The organism is Paenibacillus yonginensis, assembly GCF_001685395.1.
GTDB classification, from domain to species: domain Bacteria; phylum Bacillota; class Bacilli; order Paenibacillales; family Paenibacillaceae; genus Fontibacillus; species Fontibacillus yonginensis.
In genome coordinates this window covers 3,500,185-3,518,193 of record NZ_CP014167.1, presented here as the reverse complement: position 1 = coordinate 3,518,193, position 18,009 = coordinate 3,500,185, and the positions used below count along the sequence as shown (strand labels likewise).

Sequence of the window (18,009 nt, the reverse complement as noted above, 5' to 3'; positions counted from 1 at the left end):
GGAGCCTGTCTGTTTTATTGTAAACGGAAGTCAAACCGATGTCTCCTTTAATTGTAAGGTCCCTGGAAAATAGGAGAGTTCCAAGTTGAATTGGGAAAATATTTTCCTGTAAAAGGTGCCGAAGTTCCTTGATAAGGTTTACTTTATAGGCCCATACATAGGATGGAACAGGAAAAAAGCTTGTTGACCGCATGCAGGGTTCCTTTTATAATAAGCAAAGTTGGGAAAATATTTTCCTGAAATGAGCTAATGATACACGAAGAGGAATATTTTCTGTGAAGGGGCTGCAGACCGTGCACAAAAAATGGTGGAAAGAAGCAACAGCTTATCAAATATATCCGCGAAGTTTCATGGACAGCAATGGAGACGGAATCGGCGACATTCAGGGAATTATCTCCAAGCTTGATTATTTGTCGGACCTCGGCATTGGGGTGATCTGGATTTGCCCAACCTACAAATCGCCTAATGACGATAACGGCTATGACATTTCCGATTATCAGGACATTATGGATGAGTTCGGCACGATGGCCGATTTTGACGAATTGCTGCAGGAAGTCCATAAGCGCGGAATGAAGCTGATTCTGGATTTGGTGATCAACCATACCTCGGATGAACATCCCTGGTTTGTGGAATCACGGTCTAGCAAGGACAACCCCAAACGCGATTATTATATATGGCGGGACGGCAAGAACGGAGCCGAACCCAATAACTGGGAGAGCATCTTCGGCGGATCTGCCTGGGAATATGACGAAGCTACCGGTCAATATTTCCTGCATGTATTCTCCAAGCGGCAGCCGGATCTCAACTGGGAGAACCCGGAGGTGCGCGGCGAGCTTTACCGCATGATCAGATGGTGGCTGGATAAAGGCATTGACGGCTTCCGGGTAGATGCGATTTCCCATATCAAAAAAATCCCCGGCCTGCCGGATATGCCGAATCCCGATCAGCTGGCTTATGTCCCTTCGTTTGAAGGCCATATGAACCGGGACGGCATCCAAGACTTCCTGCAAGAGCTGAAAGAGCAGACCTTGGACCACTACGATGTGATGACGGTCGGGGAAGCGAGCGGGGTAACCGCCGAGGATGCCGATCAGTGGGTTGGCGAGGAGAACGGCAAATTCAGCATGATTTTTCAGTTCGAACATATGCAGCTCTGGGACAAAAGTGTGGAGGGCGAGCTTGACGTAGTCGAACTAAAGCGAACGCTTACCCGCTGGCAAAAAGGGCTTGAGAACCGCGGCTGGAACGCCCTGTTTATTGAAAATCATGACAAGCCCCGTATCGTTTCGACCTGGGGGAACGACACCACCTATTGGAAAGCTTCTGCGAAAGCCTTGGCGGCAATGTATTTCCTGATGCAGGGCACCCCTTTTATTTATCAGGGGCAGGAGCTAGGCATGACCAATGTACAGTTTGAGATCGAAGATTATAATGATGTCGCCATCAAGAATCTGTACCGGATTGAGCTTGAGAACGGGAGAAGCCACGACGAAATCATGCAGATGATCTGGAAGAACGGCCGTGACAATTCCAGAACGCCGATGCAGTGGAACGGCCGTGAAGACCATGCAGGTTTCACCACCGGTACCCCTTGGCTTAAGGTCAATCCGAACTACACCGAAATCAATGTAGAGCAGGAGCGGCTTGATCCCGACTCCATCTATCATTTCTACAAAAATCTGATCAAACTGCGCAGCGAATATGAGGTGGCTGTCTACGGCAGTTATGATCTTCTCCTGCCGGACCATAAGCAGGTGTATGCTTATACACGAACGCTTGGCAACGAGAAGCTGCTGGTAATCAGCAACCTCTCCGAACAGCAGGCGGAAATCGTGCTGCCGGACAGCTTGGAATATTCGGCTGCCGGATTGCTGCTCCATAACCGGTTCTCCGAGCAGGTAGGGCTTTCAGCCGAAATGAAGCTCGAGCCGTTTGAAAGCCGGGTCTATCATCTGATTACGCCGGCTATAGATCCTCAAGCGGTAAATGTCTCTGCCGGGACCGAAGGGCAGTCAGAGTCAGTTCCTGAATAATAGGGGCTCATTCCTTGGATCCAGCCGGATGGCTGCTGCTCCTGCGGCCTCTAATTAACAGGAAACAGATCAGCAGCACAGGAACAACAACCTGAAAGACAACGTCCACTTTCAGGCTGGGACCAAGCCCGATGGCAAAATGCTGGGCATAACCCCTTTCAATAAAAGAAGCGCCAAATATCAGCAAGCCGGCCGGGATCGTCCAGAACCTGGCCGTTTTTTTTTGTGATATGGGCCATTGCCTGGACCGAGCACAGGAAAAACATCGTCATCTTCACAAAGAGTCCAACATACAGCAGAATGCTCAGCAGAATTTCAAGCCGTTCGACAAAACGGAGGCTGGAAAGGGAATGCACGGCCTTAAGCATGGGAAATTCGCTGGCCGCGGCGATAGGGGCGCTTAAAACCGCCAGGATCACTGAATTAACAAAGATCAGGAATAAACTGACAGTCAGATACCCGATCAAGGTCTGTTTGATCGGGATGCCTTTTTTCTCCCAAAAGGACCAGAACATCAGAAAAATAACAGTTTGTCCAAAAGGAAAGGACACAAGATCGGGCAAAGCCACTTGGAGGATTGGCCAGAATCCGTTCTCCATAACGGGAGTAAGCCGGTTATAATCCGGAACCTTGAGAAGAAAGAAGATTGCAATCACCACGGCATACATAAATAAAGTAACCGGAAGCAGCATTTCCGGGAGCCTGAAGACAACTGCGACCCCTTTCCATACCGCATAACCGCCAGTCCAAATAAAAATTAGCATGGTCAAAAACATAGGGGTCCCCGGCAATAAGCTAAGTTTGGTCAACTCCCCTAAATCACGGACATTTCGCATGGATTCATAAGCGAAATACAAGGCATATACGGCTCCGAGAATGGTGCCTATGTAAGGGCCGAAACCAAGCTTCAGCTGGCCGGTCCAATCTTTGCCGGGGGCTCTGCTTTGAATCCAGAAAAACAGGAAAAGCAGCGGCAGTCCCGCTGCGGAACCAACCGCCGTAGCCAACCAGGCATCCTGCCGGGCGTGGGAACCCAGCAAAAATAACGGAGCGCTGCCAATTTCGAATATGGTGACCATAAAGGTGATCTGCAGCGAAGTAATTTGCTCTTTTCCGGCTTTCATCCGCTTATCCTCCTAACCAGTGGACAATGGCTTGGCCTATAGGTTTATAGAAAGTGAAATAGACAACGGAAAGGGTCGGATACCATTTCCCGTTGCTTCCTAGAATCCACTCAACGGCGCTCCAAACGAACAGAAGCGCGAGCACTGCTTTTTTATAAACCTGCTTTTGCCCTTTTATTGGTCTACAGCCTGCAATATATACGGCTGCATAGGCTATAATCAGCAAAATTTCATTAATCATGAAATTTCTGTCCTTTTCTTTATTCATTTTCGATACTTTTGAAAGATTTGCTGCCCAGTCCGAAACGTTCGATTTTCATGGAAACATGGGGACGAAGCTCAATCGCCCTGAATTCTTTGTCCCAGCTTTCGGCAGCTTTGATTTGCTTCCACCTGCGCGGATATTTCCGGTGAACCAGCGTGGCGAATCCGGTGGCGTCTGCATTTAGTTTCTGCAGGGCACTCCAAGACTCTTGGATATAGGCTAACACCTCCTTATTAATGTTTTGCTCCAGCTGTTCAATTTCTCCGGATTTATTTAAATCGACGTCTCCTGACAATTGAAGCAGCGTACCGCCGCCGCGGACATTGACATCCATGACAAAATGGTCGTTTTCCCATTTAGGTTTCACTTTCGTTTTGGAATGCAGCAGGGAAAAGGAGGAATCCTTAACCTCTCCCTTTTTGGGATCTGAAGGGATAGAGATGCTTGCCGAGTGAATCTGGTTGGTAAGGAAGGTAAGACCGAACGCTTCCTTGACGGACAACCAGCCGATCAACCTGTCGTTTTTCAATACGGCCAGACTGCCCAGCTCCAGACGGCTGGGCAGATCGGTGACTTCGATTTCTTGCGTTGAATCCATGATTTCATTACCTGTCAACTTAATTTCCGGAATGGTTGCGCAGTGGGACTCGGAGGCCAGATTAACGGCGAGCTCAAACATTCTGATCCCCGGGTAATAAGAACTCAGATTAGCTTCCTGCTGCATCATTAATTGTATGCCAGCCCCCTGGTTCTTGGACGTTTGCATCAATTGATCCAGGATATCTCTGCCCATCCGCCGGCTTATAAAGACATTGACGGTTTCGCGGGCATCCGGTTTGCGCAGGAACAAGTCCATCACGTCCGTGATGCCTTTTCGCGCCAAGTTCTCGCTGAAGACAGTCATCCGGGAATGGGCGAAGAACAGCTGGCGGACACTGGTCATGTTGCTGTGTGAAATGGCATCCATAATGGACGCTCCTTGTGTAGTGAAAGTCAGGAAAGGAGGTGTGTTGGACTCGCCGCCGCTGCCCATAGTGCCTGATGAGGACAGGGGGTTGATGACCTGATAAGTGATCGTCCATTTGTTGTTATTCCAGTCGTAGGCCGTACCCGAAGTGATTCCGATTTCGTTCAGCTCTCTGTTATCCCAGCAGCCGCCTAACAGGACGGCCGTCAAAGAAATGCATAGAGCCGTATGCCATTTCTTGGATACCAATAAATAAAACTTATTCACGACTGCTGATCTCCCTTCGCCGAGTCTTCAATTGACTAATAATACTCATAACGTAAACCATTAGCGGAAATACAACGTTGAACAGCATGAAGCCGGGAAATTGATTTTCCAGATTGTTTTTGTACAGATGAGCCGGAGTATCCCAGGTATAGTAGGATTCAAGCGCGATAATTAAAGACAGAGCCAGCAAGTAATAGGACTGGTTTTCTTTGATCCGGAAGGTTTGCTTGAAACATTCCAGGGTCACAAACAGGAAGAAGGACAACTTTATATAGCTGACCAGCAGCCAGTAGGATACAAACAAAATGTTCAGGTTCTCGAAGGCGCGGCCCAGGTGGACAAGCTTGGAATAAGTAACCCCCGGGTAATTTAATACTTTTATATATTCCGGTCCAAAGGCCAGCAGAGTGGGGATGTAGACAATCAAAATAATGATGCAGGTGAAAGTTAGGCTCAAAAAGCCGATAGATCTGGAACGTTCCGGCGATTTGAGATACGGGGCAATGTATAACAGGAATGAGACTTCTGAAATCCAGTTGGCGGGCCCCAGGCTGCTCAGAATATAATCATTTAGCGAATGTTCAAAGATAGGCAAAAGCCGGCTGAAATGATTGAAATCAACGACCCCGGATAGGTAGACAGGGATAGGCAGGATGTACAGCAACATCAGGATGGAACTCACGCGCGCCATCACTTCTATACCTTGGGTGGTTATATAAATGCCTATACTCACCATAATTATCAGTATCACGGCAAACGGTGTATTCAAAAGGACGTTTTCATTAATAAAGTTGATGCTTTGGCGCAGAACGATGGCGGTTTCCTCTATAAAATTCCCGACAATTAGAGCTCCCATGAGAGCTCCAACAAACGGAGAGCTTACTTTGCTTATCCATTCTATGTAAGGAGTCCGGTGGCTCTTCTTGATCAAATCAGCGATGAGGAAAACTAAAAGAACCCCAAAACAGGCCGATATGACGATGCTGAAGGGTCCTTCCTGTTCCAGCCTGGTGCTGATTATCGAAGGCAAAACCATGATGGCAGTAGGTACAATGGCATTCACAATCAGGAAGGATGCCTGCAAGGTCCCTATTTTCTGTTTCATGGAGATTGGCCTCCTTTATTGGATGAGTCATGGCTTGGATTTGTTTTGGAGATTTGGGCTTGTCTGTAAGCCTCCTGTTTGGCTGCAAGTTTAGGGCGTATCTTAAGCAGGACCTGCGGAGCCCTTATAAATACGTCTTTTAGATAACGGGGAGTCATAGGCGCAACCGGAGACAGATAAGGAACGCCGACAGAGCTCAGCCCTGCCATATGGATCATCAGAAACATCAGGAATGAGGTGATTCCGAATAGTCCCAGGACACCAGCTACAATCATCATGACAAAACGGATAAGCCTAAGCGCATTGGAAATCACCTGGGAAGGAATCACGAAGTTGCAGATCGCCGTGAAGGAAACCACGATAACCATAGCCGCAGATACCAAGCCGGCCTGTACGGCTGCCTGCCCGAGGACAAGCGCGCCTACAATGGAAACGGCCGGCCCGATGGCTCTTGGCATCCGGACGCCTGCTTCCCTCAGCACGTCAAACGTCAGCTCCATGACCAAAGCTTCAACCAAAGCTGGGAAAGGAACGCCTTCCCTTTGTGCGGCGAGGCTTACCAGCAGGGGCGTCGGCACCATTTCCTGGTGAAAGGTGGTAATGGCAATATATAAAGCAGGCAGCATCATGGAAACAAAAAAGGATAGGATCCGGATCATACGTAAAAAGGAAGCAACGTCGTACCGCTGATAATAATCTTCGCTGGACTGAAAGAAGCTAAAGAAAGTAGCTGGAGTAAGTAAAGCGAAGGGTGTCCCGTCAATCAAGAGGGCGACTTGTCCTTCAAGTATGCCTGCGGCTACGGCATCCGGACGTTCTGAGTTTTGAATGGTCGGAAAAGGAGTCCATTTTCCGTCCTGGATAAACTCTTCAATATAATTGCTTTCAAGAATAGCGTCTGTTTGTATCGCATTAAGCCTGCGCCGGACTTCTTCAAGAATCTGATCATCGGTTATTCCCTTCAGGTAAACCATCGCAATGTTGGTTTGAGTCCGTTCCCCGATCTTATATTCTTCAATCCGCAAATCGGGCGACTTGATTTTCCTGCGCAGCAAAGAGGTGCCGGTCCGTAGGTTTTCAGTAAAGCCCTCCTTCGGGCCGCGTACAACCGCCTGGGAAGTCGGCTCGTTGATGCTGCGCGTCTCCCAGCCCGTGGTATCCATGGAGAGCACCGCTTTATTCCCGTCCATAAGAATGAGAGTATGACCTTCAAAAAGCATGGAGAAGGCGCTTTCGAAGGTTTTGCATTCCTGGATTTGACCGATGGGAAGCAGTCTTGCTCTAAGCTGTTCGGCAGTGCTTCCTTTTGCCTCTTTCCCCTCATTTTGAAGAAACATATTCGTCAGTGGCTGAAGAATGGATTGATTGATAATGTCTGTGTTGATAAGTCCGTCAATATAAACCACAGCCATGGGAAGGCCAGCCTCCGTGTCGAGCCTTCTCACCACGATGTCGGCGCTTGCTCCCAAACGGCGCAACATTTCACTCAAGTTATCTTCCAAGGAGTCCATTAACGGACGTGAAGAGGGAACGCTCTCCGGTCCGGAATTGTTCGATTGACTGGCACGGCCGGGTTGTGATGTACTCATCGTCAATCCTCCTTTTAAGGGATGTTGGTGTATTATTTCCCAGCTTTCAATTCCTTATTCTTCCTTAGGAGGAGAGGGTTTCGGCGAAAATCCGCAGAAAAAACCCATCCCGTCAGAAAGGAACGGAAATGGGTTGTTTAGCCTTGGAAGGTTTTTATGGATAAACCGTTTTGGGCCTGGCCAGATGAACCCGGTTTCGGCCGCCGTGTTTGGACTGGTAGAGGGCCTTGTCCGCTTCGCTCAGCATCTCTTCCAAGGTTTGTCCGCAGGTCTCATCTGCGACGCCGAAGCTGGCGGTAATCGGAAGCTGCTGTGAAGGCGTTGCCAGAGGACTGTCTTCAATGCCCTTACGGATCATTTCGGCAATATAGCCGGCTTGATCGAGATTTCTCCCCGGCAGGCAAATCACGAACTCTTCCCCGCCATATCGTCCGAAAGGCATCTCTTCATGGACTAAGGAACGGCAGACTGCAACGAGGTGCCGGAGGGCTTCATCACCAATATCATGACCATACCGGTCATTGATATTCTTGAAATGGTCAATGTCGAGCAGGATGACGGCGAGCGGTTCCTCTAGCTTTTGGCAAGCGGACAACGCCTCCCGGGATTTGTCCATCCAGTAGCCCCTGTTGTAAATCTGCGTTAAGCTGTCCCGGGTCGCCATGAATTGAAGTTTCTCCTGGAGCATCGTTTGCTCCGTGATATCGGTCAGTTTCACAATTCTTCCAATGTTGCGGCCGTCCCTCTTGGTTAAGGGGGAGCAATGAAGCTGATAATGAAACGTTTTCTCCCCGTCTTTCCACTCCACTTGGGTTTCGGCAGGAACCGCCGGATCGTTGCTCTGGATAAAGATTAAGGTTTCCGGACTGAACTTCTCCACGAGCCTGGCCAGCGGTTTGCCTATAGAGGAAGCATCCAACCCGCGTATTGACTGTTCCGCTGCCGGATTGTAATCAACCACTCTTTCAAATATATCAAGCACCAGCACACTGTCGGATAAATGTCCGAATAGACTCTCTCGTGCAATTGGAGCGGCGGTCAGCATGCCTCTTGACCAGATAGCGATGATGTACAGCGTTGACGTCACGCTCATGACCACGGGCACAGGGTCCATGCCGTAAGGGGAAAGGCCGAACAGATAGGCCAAAGAAGCGGCAGAAGGCAGGATAATGCCGACGAGGAGCGTCAACATCTGCCATTTGTAGTTGTGCTTCATGGAATTCCATTTGGCTAAAATGATGCATCCACCGGCACACAGGCATCCGAAGGTATAGCTGCCATGAACGATGTACCAGGGGCCCATGACAATATTAGCGGTTGGGAACGGGGCGTCCATATTCAGATACATGTCCCGATACAGCAGGTGATGATAATCGTTGGTCAGGGCCAGCAGACAGGAAACGGCCGGAATAACGAACAATAGCGGCAGGGTAATCCGGTTTAACAGCTTATCGAGCCCCACAAAATACAGCACTAGAATAAGATCGGCCGGAGAAATAAAAGGCAGCCCGAGATATTCGATTTTGGTCCAAAGCCGAATTTCCTCAAGGCTGCTGCTTGAAAGCTCGACGGCATAACCAAATATGTAGATGGCCGATGTGACGGCTATGGCGACAAAAGCTTTGGTTCCCTGAAAGTCCGTACGTCTGAAATACGCCAGAAATGCGAGCAGAACGTTAAGGACGCCGGAGAGGGAGACGATCACAATATAATTGGAAATAAATGAGCCCATTTGCCGCTTGCTCAGCTCCTTGAAGAGGATGGGGAACGAACGCTTTGTTTCTTCATAAATAGTATCACATTTTATTGAAGTTGGAAGAAGGCTTCCCAGAAAAAGAAGGCTTTGTCTCGGTACGCCTCAATCCGCCGGGAATGTTAGCAAAGATAACTTCAGAAAGCGAGCCTTTGTCTTTTATTTTGATGCCTTACGCGGGTCTGACAGGCGGCTGGACAAAACGACGAAATTATGGCCGGAGGTCTTTACTTTCTGTCTAATGAGCGATGGATGGCGAACGTGTAACATGTTAGGTAATCCAACATAAAACCAAACGATAGACCAAAAGGATCGATCAAATGTACGGAAATCTTACAACAGAACAGGTTGGTAGGGGGGACAAAGATGGGGATTGCCGTAAATACCGTTCCGGAAATTCAGTTTGAAGGCGTGGAAATGAAGTATAGCACGGCAAACGCCGAGGTGCTGGCACTGCAGCAGATCAGCATGGACATTGCTCAAGGTGAATTTGTCTCTCTGCTGGGGCCGTCGGGCTGCGGCAAAACGACTCTGCTGCGGCTGATGGCGGATTTGATTCAGCCTACGGCGGGTGAAGTCAAGGTGGCGGGCAAAAGTGCCAGAGAGGCCCGGCAGGCCCAGAAATATGGCATCGTCTTTCAAAGCCCGGTGTTGTATGAATGGAGGAAGGTCAAATCCAACATTACGCTTCCACTTGAACTGATGGGGGTGAAGAAGAACCTGCGCGAGGAGAAGGCAGCCAGGCTGCTCGAGCTTGTCGGGCTCAAGGGGTTTGAGGACAAATACCCTTGGCAGCTGAGCGGAGGGATGCAGCAGCGGGTGGCCATCGCTCGAGCTTTGGCTATGGAGCCCGAAATTCTGCTTATGGATGAGCCTTTCTCTGCCCTGGATGAATTTACGAGGGAGCGGCTGAACGAGGAGCTGCTGGCCATCTGGTCGGAAGTGAAAAATACCGTTGTTTTCGTGACCCACAGCATCCCGGAATCGATCTTTCTGTCAGACCGGGTTTTTGTTTTATCGCCGCATCCGGGAAGGCTTTCGGCGGTCGTAGACATCCCGCTTCCCAGACCGCGGACCCCGGAGATGCGCGGCAGCGCGGAATTTTTTGAGCTGATCGCCCGGATTCGCGGCAGCTTTGAAGGGGTGTGAGGACCTTGCGCTTTCAGGTCTTGTCCATACGCGGCAGACTAGTCCCGCTCGTGGTATGGTTTGTCGCTTTGCTGGCGCTTTGGGAAGGCTTGTCCTGGTTCCTGCTGGATGTAGCCAGAGTGCCGCTTGCCCAATCGAAGCTTCCATTTGTGCATAAGGTAGCCGCCTCTTTCTTCACTTATGGATCAACACTGCTGAAGGAAGGAGGCGTGACGCTGGGGAATGCGTCACTGGGTTTCCTGCTTGGGGCGGCGGCTGGCGTGCTGCTTGCAGTGCTGATGAGCTTGTCGGTCTGGATGGAACGGCTGGCCTTCCCTTATGCGGTAGCCTCCCAGATGATCCCGATTCTGGGCCTTGCGCCTATCATCTACGGCATCGTCCGGGATGAACAGGTTTCCCGGATTCTTATTTCCGGTTACATTACGTTCTTTCCAGTAGCTCTGAACATGCTGCGCGGCCTGCGCAGCGTCTCGCCTTCATCGCTGGAGCTGATGCAGTCCTATGCGGCGGGCACCTGGACGATTTATTGGAAGCTTCGGCTTCCGGCATCGCTGCCCGGCCTGTTTGGCGGGCTAAAGATTGCCGCCCCGCTTGCGGTCACCGGAGCGATTCTCGTTGAGCTGATGGGGGCGCAGCGCGGTATTGGCGTGTTGATGCTTCGCAATCTGTATTACGGGCCTTCTCATACCTATATGTTCTGGTCAACGGTGATAGCTGGAGCGGTCATGGGGATTGCCAGCTTTCTGCTGATGAGTCTGCTGGAACGGCTGGTTTCACCCTGGCAGCCGGAATTCCGGCCGAAAGGAGGCGTGGACTGATGGAGTCCTCATCGGCAAGAGAAGTGGCCTTTGGGCCGGCCTCCGGAGAGGAGGCGGGGACCCCGGCGCGGCTGACAGCAGGGGGAGAGGCTCCGGCCGCCGGCCGGCGCTTGTCCGGAGATGCGCGGGGAGCGGCGGTGGGCAGGCGCAGGCCTTCGGGACGCCGCTGGCCGGGGATTGTCCTTCCGCTGCTGGCCGGACTGCTCTTCATCGGCTTGTGGCAGCTGGAGCTGTTCCACAAGCTGTTCGATCTGAAGCCGTACCAGCTGCCATTGCCCAGCGCCATCGCTGAGGCGCTGCGCGAGAACTTCAGCCTGCTGCTGTCCTACAGCGGCTATACGCTGGCCGAGGCCGTCCTCGGCATGCTGGCCGGTTCGGCCCTGGGCTTCGGCGTTGCTCTGCTCGCCGCCTCCTGGCCCAAATGGGGCGGCTCGGGCCTGCTGCTCGCCGCCGCCTTAAATGCTGTGCCGATCGTAGCGCTCGCTCCGATCATGAACCTGTGGTTCGGCGACGGCATCGGCTCAAGAGCGGCCATCGTAGCTGCAACCACGATGGCCGCCATGGCGATGAACGCCTACAAGGGCATGACCGCGGTTGATCCGCTGGCCTTGGATCTCATGCATGCTTATGCGGCAGGCAAAGGGGCCATCTTCCGTTACCTCCGCGTTCAGAACAGCCTGCCGTATGTCTTTACGGCGCTGAAGATCAATACGACCGCGAGTATGATCGGAGCGATCGTAGGGGAGTTTTTCTTCTCGTCGCGCGGGCTTGGCTACCTGCTCTCCAACTCCATCAAGATTGCCAAAATGCCGCTGGGCTGGGCCTGCATTGCAGCTGCCGCCGTCCTGGGCATCCTCTTCTACCTGCTTGTCGAACGGCTGGAGAAGCTGCTTCTAAAGTGGCATCCTTCGCGCAGAGGGGATTAGAGAGGGAGTCACATGTACATTTATCCATATTAAAGGGGGAAATCAAATGAGCGAAATGAGCTCTAAACCGAAACCGGCCCAATGGAAGCTGGCGCTGCTGCTGTCCGTTCTGCTGATCTTTGCGGCGGCTCTGGCCGGCTGCGGCGGCAGCAAGAATGCCGATCCGGCCGCTGCCGCGGAAGGCGGTGCCTCGGAGTCTGCCGCAGCCGCAGGAACGGAGGCGCCCGCTGCCGATCCGGTCACCGTCAAGCTGCAGCTGAAATGGGTGCCGCAGGCTCAGTTCGCCGGGTATTACGTAGCGCTCGACAAAGGTTATTACGAGCAGGAGGGGCTGAAGGTGGAGATTCTGCCGGGCGGTCCTGACATTGTTCCCGAGCAGCAGGTGGCCGGCGGTACGGCGGATATAGGTGTTGACTGGGTGGCCAGCCTGCTGACAAGCCAAGAGCAGGGGATGCCGCTGGTGCAGATCGCGCAGATTTATCAGAAGAGCGGCCTTGTGCTGATCTCGAAGAAATCGGCCGGCATTACTTCGCCGGCGGACCTGAAAGGGAAAAAGGTCGGCAACTGGATGGGCGGCAACGAGTTTGAAGTACTGGCTTTGTTTGATAAATACAAGCTGGATTCAAATAAGGATCTGAAGTTTACGAAGCAGGGCTTTACGATGGATCAGTTTCTGACCGGGGACATTGATGCCGCTTCGGCGATGACCTATAACGAATATCAGGTGGCCATCGAGAACGGCGTCGCTGCTTCGGACATGAACATCATCGACATGAACGATGAGGGTGTGGCCATGCTTGAGGATAACCTGTTCGCGAACAAAGACTGGCTGGCAGACAACAAGGAGACGGCAGCCAAGTTCATCCGGGCTTCGCTCAAGGGCTGGAAAGATGCCATCGCCGATCCGGAATCGGCTGTAGACAGCGTAATGAAGGTTGCGGAGGAGGGCAGCACGACCCGGGATCACCAGCTGAAGATGATGGAGGAGGTCGGCAAGCTGATCGAACCGGAGGGCTTTGACAGCGCCAAGCTGGGATATACGGACGAAGCTGCGTTCAAGCAGACGGCCGATATTGCCTATCAATTCGGCGTCATTAAGAAGGAAGCGAACATCAGCGAGGCCTTCACGAATGAAATTGTAGAGATGGCCTCGAAATAAGGATTCGACCCCATAGGCAAGGAAAGAACCGGATTAATTAATCTAAAGGCAAACGGCCGCGGCAATCCAGCGGCCGTTCGTGCCTGCTGCGGAGGAATAGGCCATGTCAACGACCAGTGCGGAGAAGGAGAAGCTCAAGCTGCGCAACCTGTGCGGAGAGATCTGGAAGGAGTCTCCCGCGGACCGTTATGAGCACGTTATGAACCCGGCTACCGGCGAAGTGATCGCTTTGGTTCCGTTGTCTACCAAAGAGGAGGTGGAAGAGGCGGTTGCCGCTGCCGAGAAGGCTTTTGTTTCGTGGAAGAAGGTTCCTGTGCCGCGCCGTGCCCGTTATTTCTTTGAATATCAGCGGCTGCTGCTCGAACACCGGGCCGAGCTGGCTGAGCTGATCACGCTGGAGAACGGCAAGAACCTTGAAGAGGCTGAAGGAGAGGTGCAGCGGGGGATCGAATGCGTGGAATTTGCGGCCGGTGCGCCGACGCTGATGATGGGCAGTCAGCTGCCCGACATCGCCACCGGGATCGAGTCGGGCATGTACCGTTACCCGCTTGGCGTCATCGGAGGCATTACGCCGTTCAATTTCCCGATGATGGTGCCGTGCTGGATGTTCCCGCTCGCCATTGCCTGCGGCAATACCTTTGTGCTGAAGCCGTCTGAACGGACACCGCTGCTGGCCGGCCGGCTTGCGGAGCTGTTTCTGGAAGCCGGGTTCCCGCCGGGGGTGCTGAACCTCGTTCACGGGGCGCACGATGTAGTCAACGCGCTGCTGGAGCATGGGGCGGTGAAGGCGATCTCTTTCGTCGGCTCCCAGCCGGTCGCGGAATATGTGTACAGGACCGGTACGGCGCATGGAAAAAGAGTGCAGGCACTGGCGGGCGCGAAAAAACCATTCGATCGTCCTGCCGGATGCCGATCTCGATCATGCCGCCCGCAACATTACGTCCGCCGCCTTCGGCTCGGCGGGCGAACGCTGCATGGCCTGCTCGGTGGTCGTCGTCCATGAGGACGTGGCCGACGAGCTGGTGAGCAGGCTGCTGGCTGCCGCGGACCGCCTCAAGATCGGCGACGGGCGGGAGCCGGATGTCTTCCTCGGCCCGGTCATCCGGCAGAGCCACAAAGACCGGACCGCCGCCTATATCGAGGCCGGCGAGCGGGAGCATGCCCGGCTGGTCCGGGACGGCCGGCTGGATGCGGCGGCGGCCAGCGGATCGCCGGGCTATTTCGTAGGCCCTACGCTGTTTGACGGGGTTACGACGGAGATGTCGATCTGGCGGGACGAAATTTTTGCTCCCGTGCTGTCTATCATCCGGGTGGGCAGTCTCGAGGAAGCGATCGGCATCGCCAATGAGTCCGACTTTGCCAATGGAGCCTGCATTTATACCGACAGCGCAAAGGCGATCCGCCAGTTCCGCGAGGAGATTGATGCGGGAATGCTGGGCGTTAATCTGGGCGTGCCGGCGCCGATGGCTTTTTTCCCATTCTCGGGGTACAAGAAATCCTTCTACGGAGATCTGCATGCCAATGGCCGGGATGGTGTCGAGTTCTACACCCGCAAGAAAATGATCACGGCCCGTTATTAGGCCGAACCCAAGGAAGGGAAGGATATTTATGCTGAATCTGGGGACCACCGGCGGCACGGAAGAAGCCATTCTGAAAGACCGCCGCTATTTGTGGCACAACATTACGCCGTACAGCGAGCAGAACCCGCCGATGATTGCGGCGAGCGGGAGCGGCTCCTGGATTACCGATCTGGACGGCAACCGGTATCTGGACGGCATGTCGGGGCTTTGGTGCGTCAACGTTGGATACGGACGCAAGGAGCTGGCTGAAGCGGCTTACCGCCAGATGCTGGAACTGCCTTATTTTCCGCTGACGCAAAGCCATATGCCGGCCATCAAGCTGGCCGAGAAGCTGAACGAGTGGCTGGAAGGCGACTATGTCATCTTCTTCTCGAACAGCGGCTCGGAAGCGAACGAAGCGGCATTCAAAATCGCCAGGCAGTATCATCAGCAGACCGGCCAGCCCTTCCGGCACAAGACGATTGCCCGGTACCGCGGGTACCACGGCAGCTCGATGGGATCTTTGTCCGCCACCGGACAGGCGCAGCGTAAATACAAATACGAGCCGCTGTCAGGCAGCTTCCTGCACGTCAGTCCGCCTGACGGCTACCGCCGCCCGCCGGGGCAGACGCTGGAGCAGTTCAATCTGCAGTGTGCCCAAGCGATCGAAGATATGGTGATCTGGGAAGGAGCCGAGACCGTGGCTGCGGTGATCATGGAGCCGGTGATTACCGGCGGCGGGGTGATCGTGCCGGAGCAGATTTATTTGGACCGGGTTCAGGAAATATGCTCGAAATACGGTGTGCTGCTTATCATGGACGAGGTCATCTGCGGTTTTGGACGTTCGGGCCGAAAGTTCGGGCATCAGAATTTCGGGCTCAAGCCGGACATCGTAACGATGGCCAAAGGTTTGACGAGCGCTTACCTGCCGCTGTCAGCCACAGCCGTCCGCAAGGATATTTATGAGGCGTTCAAGGACAGCACGGACGAATACAGCCACTTCCGGCATGTCAACACCTTTGGCGGCAATCCGGCAGCCTGCGCGCTGGCGCTGCGCAACCTGGAGCTGATGGAGGAGGAAGGGCTGGTCGCGCGGGCGGCCGTGCTCGGAGAAAGGCTGTACGAAGAGCTGTCGGAGCTGCTGGAGCATCCGCTGGTCGGAGACATCCGCCATTTCGGGCTGATTACAGGCATTGAGCTGGTCACCGACAAAACGACCCGGCAGCCTGCGCCGCTGGATACCGTCAAAGCCATTATCGGGGCATGCAAGCAGCAGGGACTGATCATCGGCAAAAACGGCGACACCGTTGCGGGCTTCAACAATGTGCTGACCCTGGCGCCGCCGCTGGCTTCAACGGATGATGACCTTGATTTCCTGATCAAAGTGCTTAAAGCTGTGATGAACGAGTTTGCGGGATCGTAAATTTTTCGGGATGCAGGAATTGATAGGCCCTTAAGGCAACCTGGATGGAAATCCGGTTCTCCGGTTCCATGAAATCTTCGCCTAAGAGCTCGGTGATTTTCTCCAGGCGGTAATACAGGGACTGGCGGACGATAAACAGCTTGCGTGCGGCAATTTGTTTGGAGCCGTCGTGATCGAGGAATACGCGCAGCGTAAGCAGCAGCTCGCTGCCCTTGCTTTCGTCATGGTCGATCAGCGGCCCCAGATAGCTGCGGATAAAGGTCTGCAGCGTGCTTCCATCGTTCAGGCTCATGAGCAGCTGGAACACGCCGAGATCTTCATAGAAGAGCACGGACTTCTGGCTGCAGGGGTGCAGCTCCAGAGCCTGACGGGCCTCCCGGGAGGCGGCCATCGCGTTGCGGAGGCCCGTTTGGGGTTTGCTGACGCCGATGACAAGGGTATATTCCTTCAGTTTATCTCCGGCAGCCGTGTGAAGCAGGCTGTTTAACGCCTGCTGCAGCCGGTGTTTGGAGGGGAGTTTGGCTTTCAGATCAAAAGCAAGAATCGCAATCCGGTTGTTCTTCATCGTCATGAGCGGCTGGAAGGCGTATTTCTCAAACAAGGAGCGCAGCAGCAGCGGAAGATGGAACCTGGCCGTTTCCCATTCCGTTTCGGCTGCGTTCCATTTGTCCTGGAACCGGCTGCGCAGCTCCAGCGTGCAGACCCGGTAGGGCGTTTCGTTAAGATGCTGGAAGTCGGGGCCGACCAGGGCTTTCATCTGATTCTCACCCTGCACGCGCCCGGCAAGCAGGTCATCGACCCATCCATTTTCCGAAAAACATTTCCGCTCCTCCATATACCGGGTTCTAAGCAGCTCCTGGGCGATGGAGAGGGACGCGGAATCGAGCAGCAGGCAGTCGTATTCCCGCGGCCGGCCGGGGGACAACATCATCAGGTAAGCCCATGTCTGATCCAGAGCGCCTACCGGCTTGATCACGGCTTTGCGGCCGGGAAACTCGCGGATGACCTGCACGGGTTCCCCGCTCCGGGCTGCCGGTTCGTGTTCCTCCGCAAGCCCGCCCATATAAGTCAGATAAAGCTCCTGCTCCTCTTGAGGGAGAGCTGGCAGCAGCACGGGTTTGCCCTGCAGCGGATAATAAACGAGCTCCGTTTGTGTGCTTTGCTGAAGGAGCTGAAGGATTTTGGAGGTGCCCTGAGAGGTAAGGCTGAGCCGGTAAAATTCCCGCGAGGTGCCCTCCAGCTCCTGGAGCATAAGGTGATGGCGGTTGATGATAAGGGAATGCAGATCCAGCGTAATATCCACAAACCGGACGGTGTGCGGGAACAGGATCAGCGGGAAATGATGCGCTTCGGCCAGCCGCACCATCTCTTCGGGCGCCGCCTGAAAATAATGGCCGATCTCCAGGCACAGACAGGCGGCGTTTTTGCGGATCAGCTGCTCCAGGAAAGCTACCGGGGACATGCCGTTTGCGGTGAACCCGACGCCGGTTGTCAGGATCATTTCTTCACCATGAATGAGGCTTTCAAAGTCGGCGCTTTCCAGCACGTGCACCCAGCGGATAGGCCTGTTTAGCCCTCCGGCTCCTGCAGCCACCTCGGCGCCGGCAAACAGGGGGCGCGTTAAGGCGTCAAGCACTGTAAATTCCAATTCGTGACCTTCAGAACCTGTTGTTGCTGCTGTTGTCCATCCATTCATTGCCCGTTGATCGTCCATTTCCGTTTCCCCTTTCGCACTTCTGATCTTGTTTTTGTTCAGGCGGCAGCGACCTGCAGACCGTAAAAAAACAATTCCTGAAATTTGACATTGTGTCTAATGTAACGAAAATGCGATTTGACTATGATTTGGATAAGGTGATGTGAGGATAGGTGACT

General features: G+C 53.5%; 15 protein-coding genes and 1 pseudogene. 8 read left to right on the top strand and 8 right to left on the bottom strand.

What is annotated here, in order from left to right; genetic code table 11:
* Nucleotides 1-293: 293 nt before the first annotated feature.
* Entirely contained in the window at nt 294-2,033 is a 1,740-nt protein-coding gene (locus AWM70_RS15965; protein WP_083180568.1) for a glycoside hydrolase family 13 protein, read from the top strand.
* 7 nt (nt 2,034-2,040) lie between these two features.
* On the opposite strand, the gene AWM70_RS23950 is transcribed toward AWM70_RS15965, so the two are convergent.
* From AWM70_RS23950 to AWM70_RS15935, 7 genes are all read right to left on the bottom strand, one after another.
* Nucleotides 2,041-2,220: a hypothetical protein gene (locus tag AWM70_RS23950; protein WP_237167734.1), complete on the bottom strand. Its 180-nt coding sequence runs from the start codon at nt 2,218-2,220 to the stop codon at nt 2,041-2,043.
* Nucleotides 2,192-3,157, bottom strand: coding sequence for a GerAB/ArcD/ProY family transporter (locus tag AWM70_RS15960; RefSeq protein WP_237167733.1), 966 nt, complete (start codon nt 3,155-3,157; stop codon nt 2,192-2,194). The genes AWM70_RS23950 and AWM70_RS15960 overlap by 29 nt, the downstream gene beginning before the upstream one ends.
* Nucleotides 3,158-3,161: 4 nt before the next feature.
* Nucleotides 3,162-3,425, bottom strand: a complete 264-nt coding sequence (locus AWM70_RS15955) for a hypothetical protein (RefSeq protein ID WP_068698051.1) — start codon at nt 3,423-3,425, stop codon at nt 3,162-3,164.
* The gene (locus AWM70_RS15950; RefSeq protein WP_083180357.1) at nt 3,418-4,656 is read right to left on the bottom strand and encodes a Ger(x)C family spore germination protein; all 1,239 of its coding nucleotides are present in this window, start codon (nt 4,654-4,656) and stop codon (nt 3,418-3,420) included. The genes AWM70_RS15955 and AWM70_RS15950 overlap by 8 nt, the downstream gene beginning before the upstream one ends.
* Complete coding sequence (locus tag AWM70_RS15945) at nt 4,649-5,761, bottom strand: GerAB/ArcD/ProY family transporter (protein ID WP_068698049.1); 1,113 nt, start codon at nt 5,759-5,761, stop codon at nt 4,649-4,651. Before AWM70_RS15945 ends, AWM70_RS15950 begins: the two co-directional genes overlap by 8 nt.
* A complete protein-coding gene (locus AWM70_RS15940; RefSeq protein WP_068698047.1) occupies nt 5,758-7,350 on the bottom strand; it encodes a spore germination protein in 1,593 nt (530 codons plus the stop codon). Before AWM70_RS15940 ends, AWM70_RS15945 begins: the two co-directional genes overlap by 4 nt.
* A 154-nt stretch (nt 7,351-7,504) precedes the next feature.
* A complete protein-coding gene (locus AWM70_RS15935; RefSeq protein ID WP_068698045.1) occupies nt 7,505-9,082 on the bottom strand; it encodes a histidine kinase N-terminal 7TM domain-containing diguanylate cyclase in 1,578 nt (525 codons plus the stop codon).
* Nucleotides 9,083-9,156: 74 nt separating this feature from the next.
* Between AWM70_RS15935 and AWM70_RS23510 the strand changes: the two genes are divergently transcribed.
* The 7 genes and pseudogenes from AWM70_RS23510 to AWM70_RS15905 all read left to right on the top strand — a co-directional run bounded on the left by AWM70_RS23510 (nt 9,157) and on the right by AWM70_RS15905 (nt 16,137).
* The gene (locus AWM70_RS23510; RefSeq protein WP_169823460.1) at nt 9,157-9,345 is read left to right on the top strand and encodes a hypothetical protein; all 189 of its coding nucleotides are present in this window, start codon (nt 9,157-9,159) and stop codon (nt 9,343-9,345) included.
* A gap of 124 nt (nt 9,346-9,469) precedes the next feature.
* Nucleotides 9,470-10,252: an ABC transporter ATP-binding protein gene (locus AWM70_RS15930; RefSeq protein WP_068698043.1), complete on the top strand. Its 783-nt coding sequence runs from the start codon at nt 9,470-9,472 to the stop codon at nt 10,250-10,252.
* Nucleotides 10,253-10,257: 5 nt separating this feature from the next.
* Entirely contained in the window at nt 10,258-11,070 is an 813-nt protein-coding gene (locus tag AWM70_RS15925) for an ABC transporter permease (protein ID WP_083180356.1), read from the top strand.
* The gene (locus AWM70_RS15920; RefSeq protein ID WP_083180355.1) at nt 11,070-11,996 is read left to right on the top strand and encodes an ABC transporter permease; all 927 of its coding nucleotides are present in this window, start codon (nt 11,070-11,072) and stop codon (nt 11,994-11,996) included. Before AWM70_RS15925 ends, AWM70_RS15920 begins: the two co-directional genes overlap by 1 nt.
* 46 nt (nt 11,997-12,042) lie before the next feature.
* Nucleotides 12,043-13,155, top strand: a complete 1,113-nt coding sequence (locus tag AWM70_RS15915) for an ABC transporter substrate-binding protein (protein ID WP_237167732.1) — start codon at nt 12,043-12,045, stop codon at nt 13,153-13,155.
* Between the two features lie 199 nt (nt 13,156-13,354).
* Nucleotides 13,355-14,735: pseudogene (locus AWM70_RS15910) on the top strand (CoA-acylating methylmalonate-semialdehyde dehydrogenase).
* A 28-nt stretch (nt 14,736-14,763) separates the two neighbouring features.
* Nucleotides 14,764-16,137 (top strand): aspartate aminotransferase family protein, encoded by a 1,374-nt coding sequence (locus AWM70_RS15905; RefSeq protein ID WP_068698042.1) that lies wholly within the window; start codon nt 14,764-14,766, stop codon nt 16,135-16,137.
* Here AWM70_RS15905 and AWM70_RS15900 read toward each other — a convergent pair.
* Nucleotides 16,103-17,851 (bottom strand): PucR family transcriptional regulator, encoded by a 1,749-nt coding sequence (locus tag AWM70_RS15900; RefSeq protein WP_237167731.1) that lies wholly within the window; start codon nt 17,849-17,851, stop codon nt 16,103-16,105. The genes AWM70_RS15905 and AWM70_RS15900 overlap by 35 nt on opposite strands.
* Between the last annotated feature and the right edge of the window lie 158 nt (nt 17,852-18,009).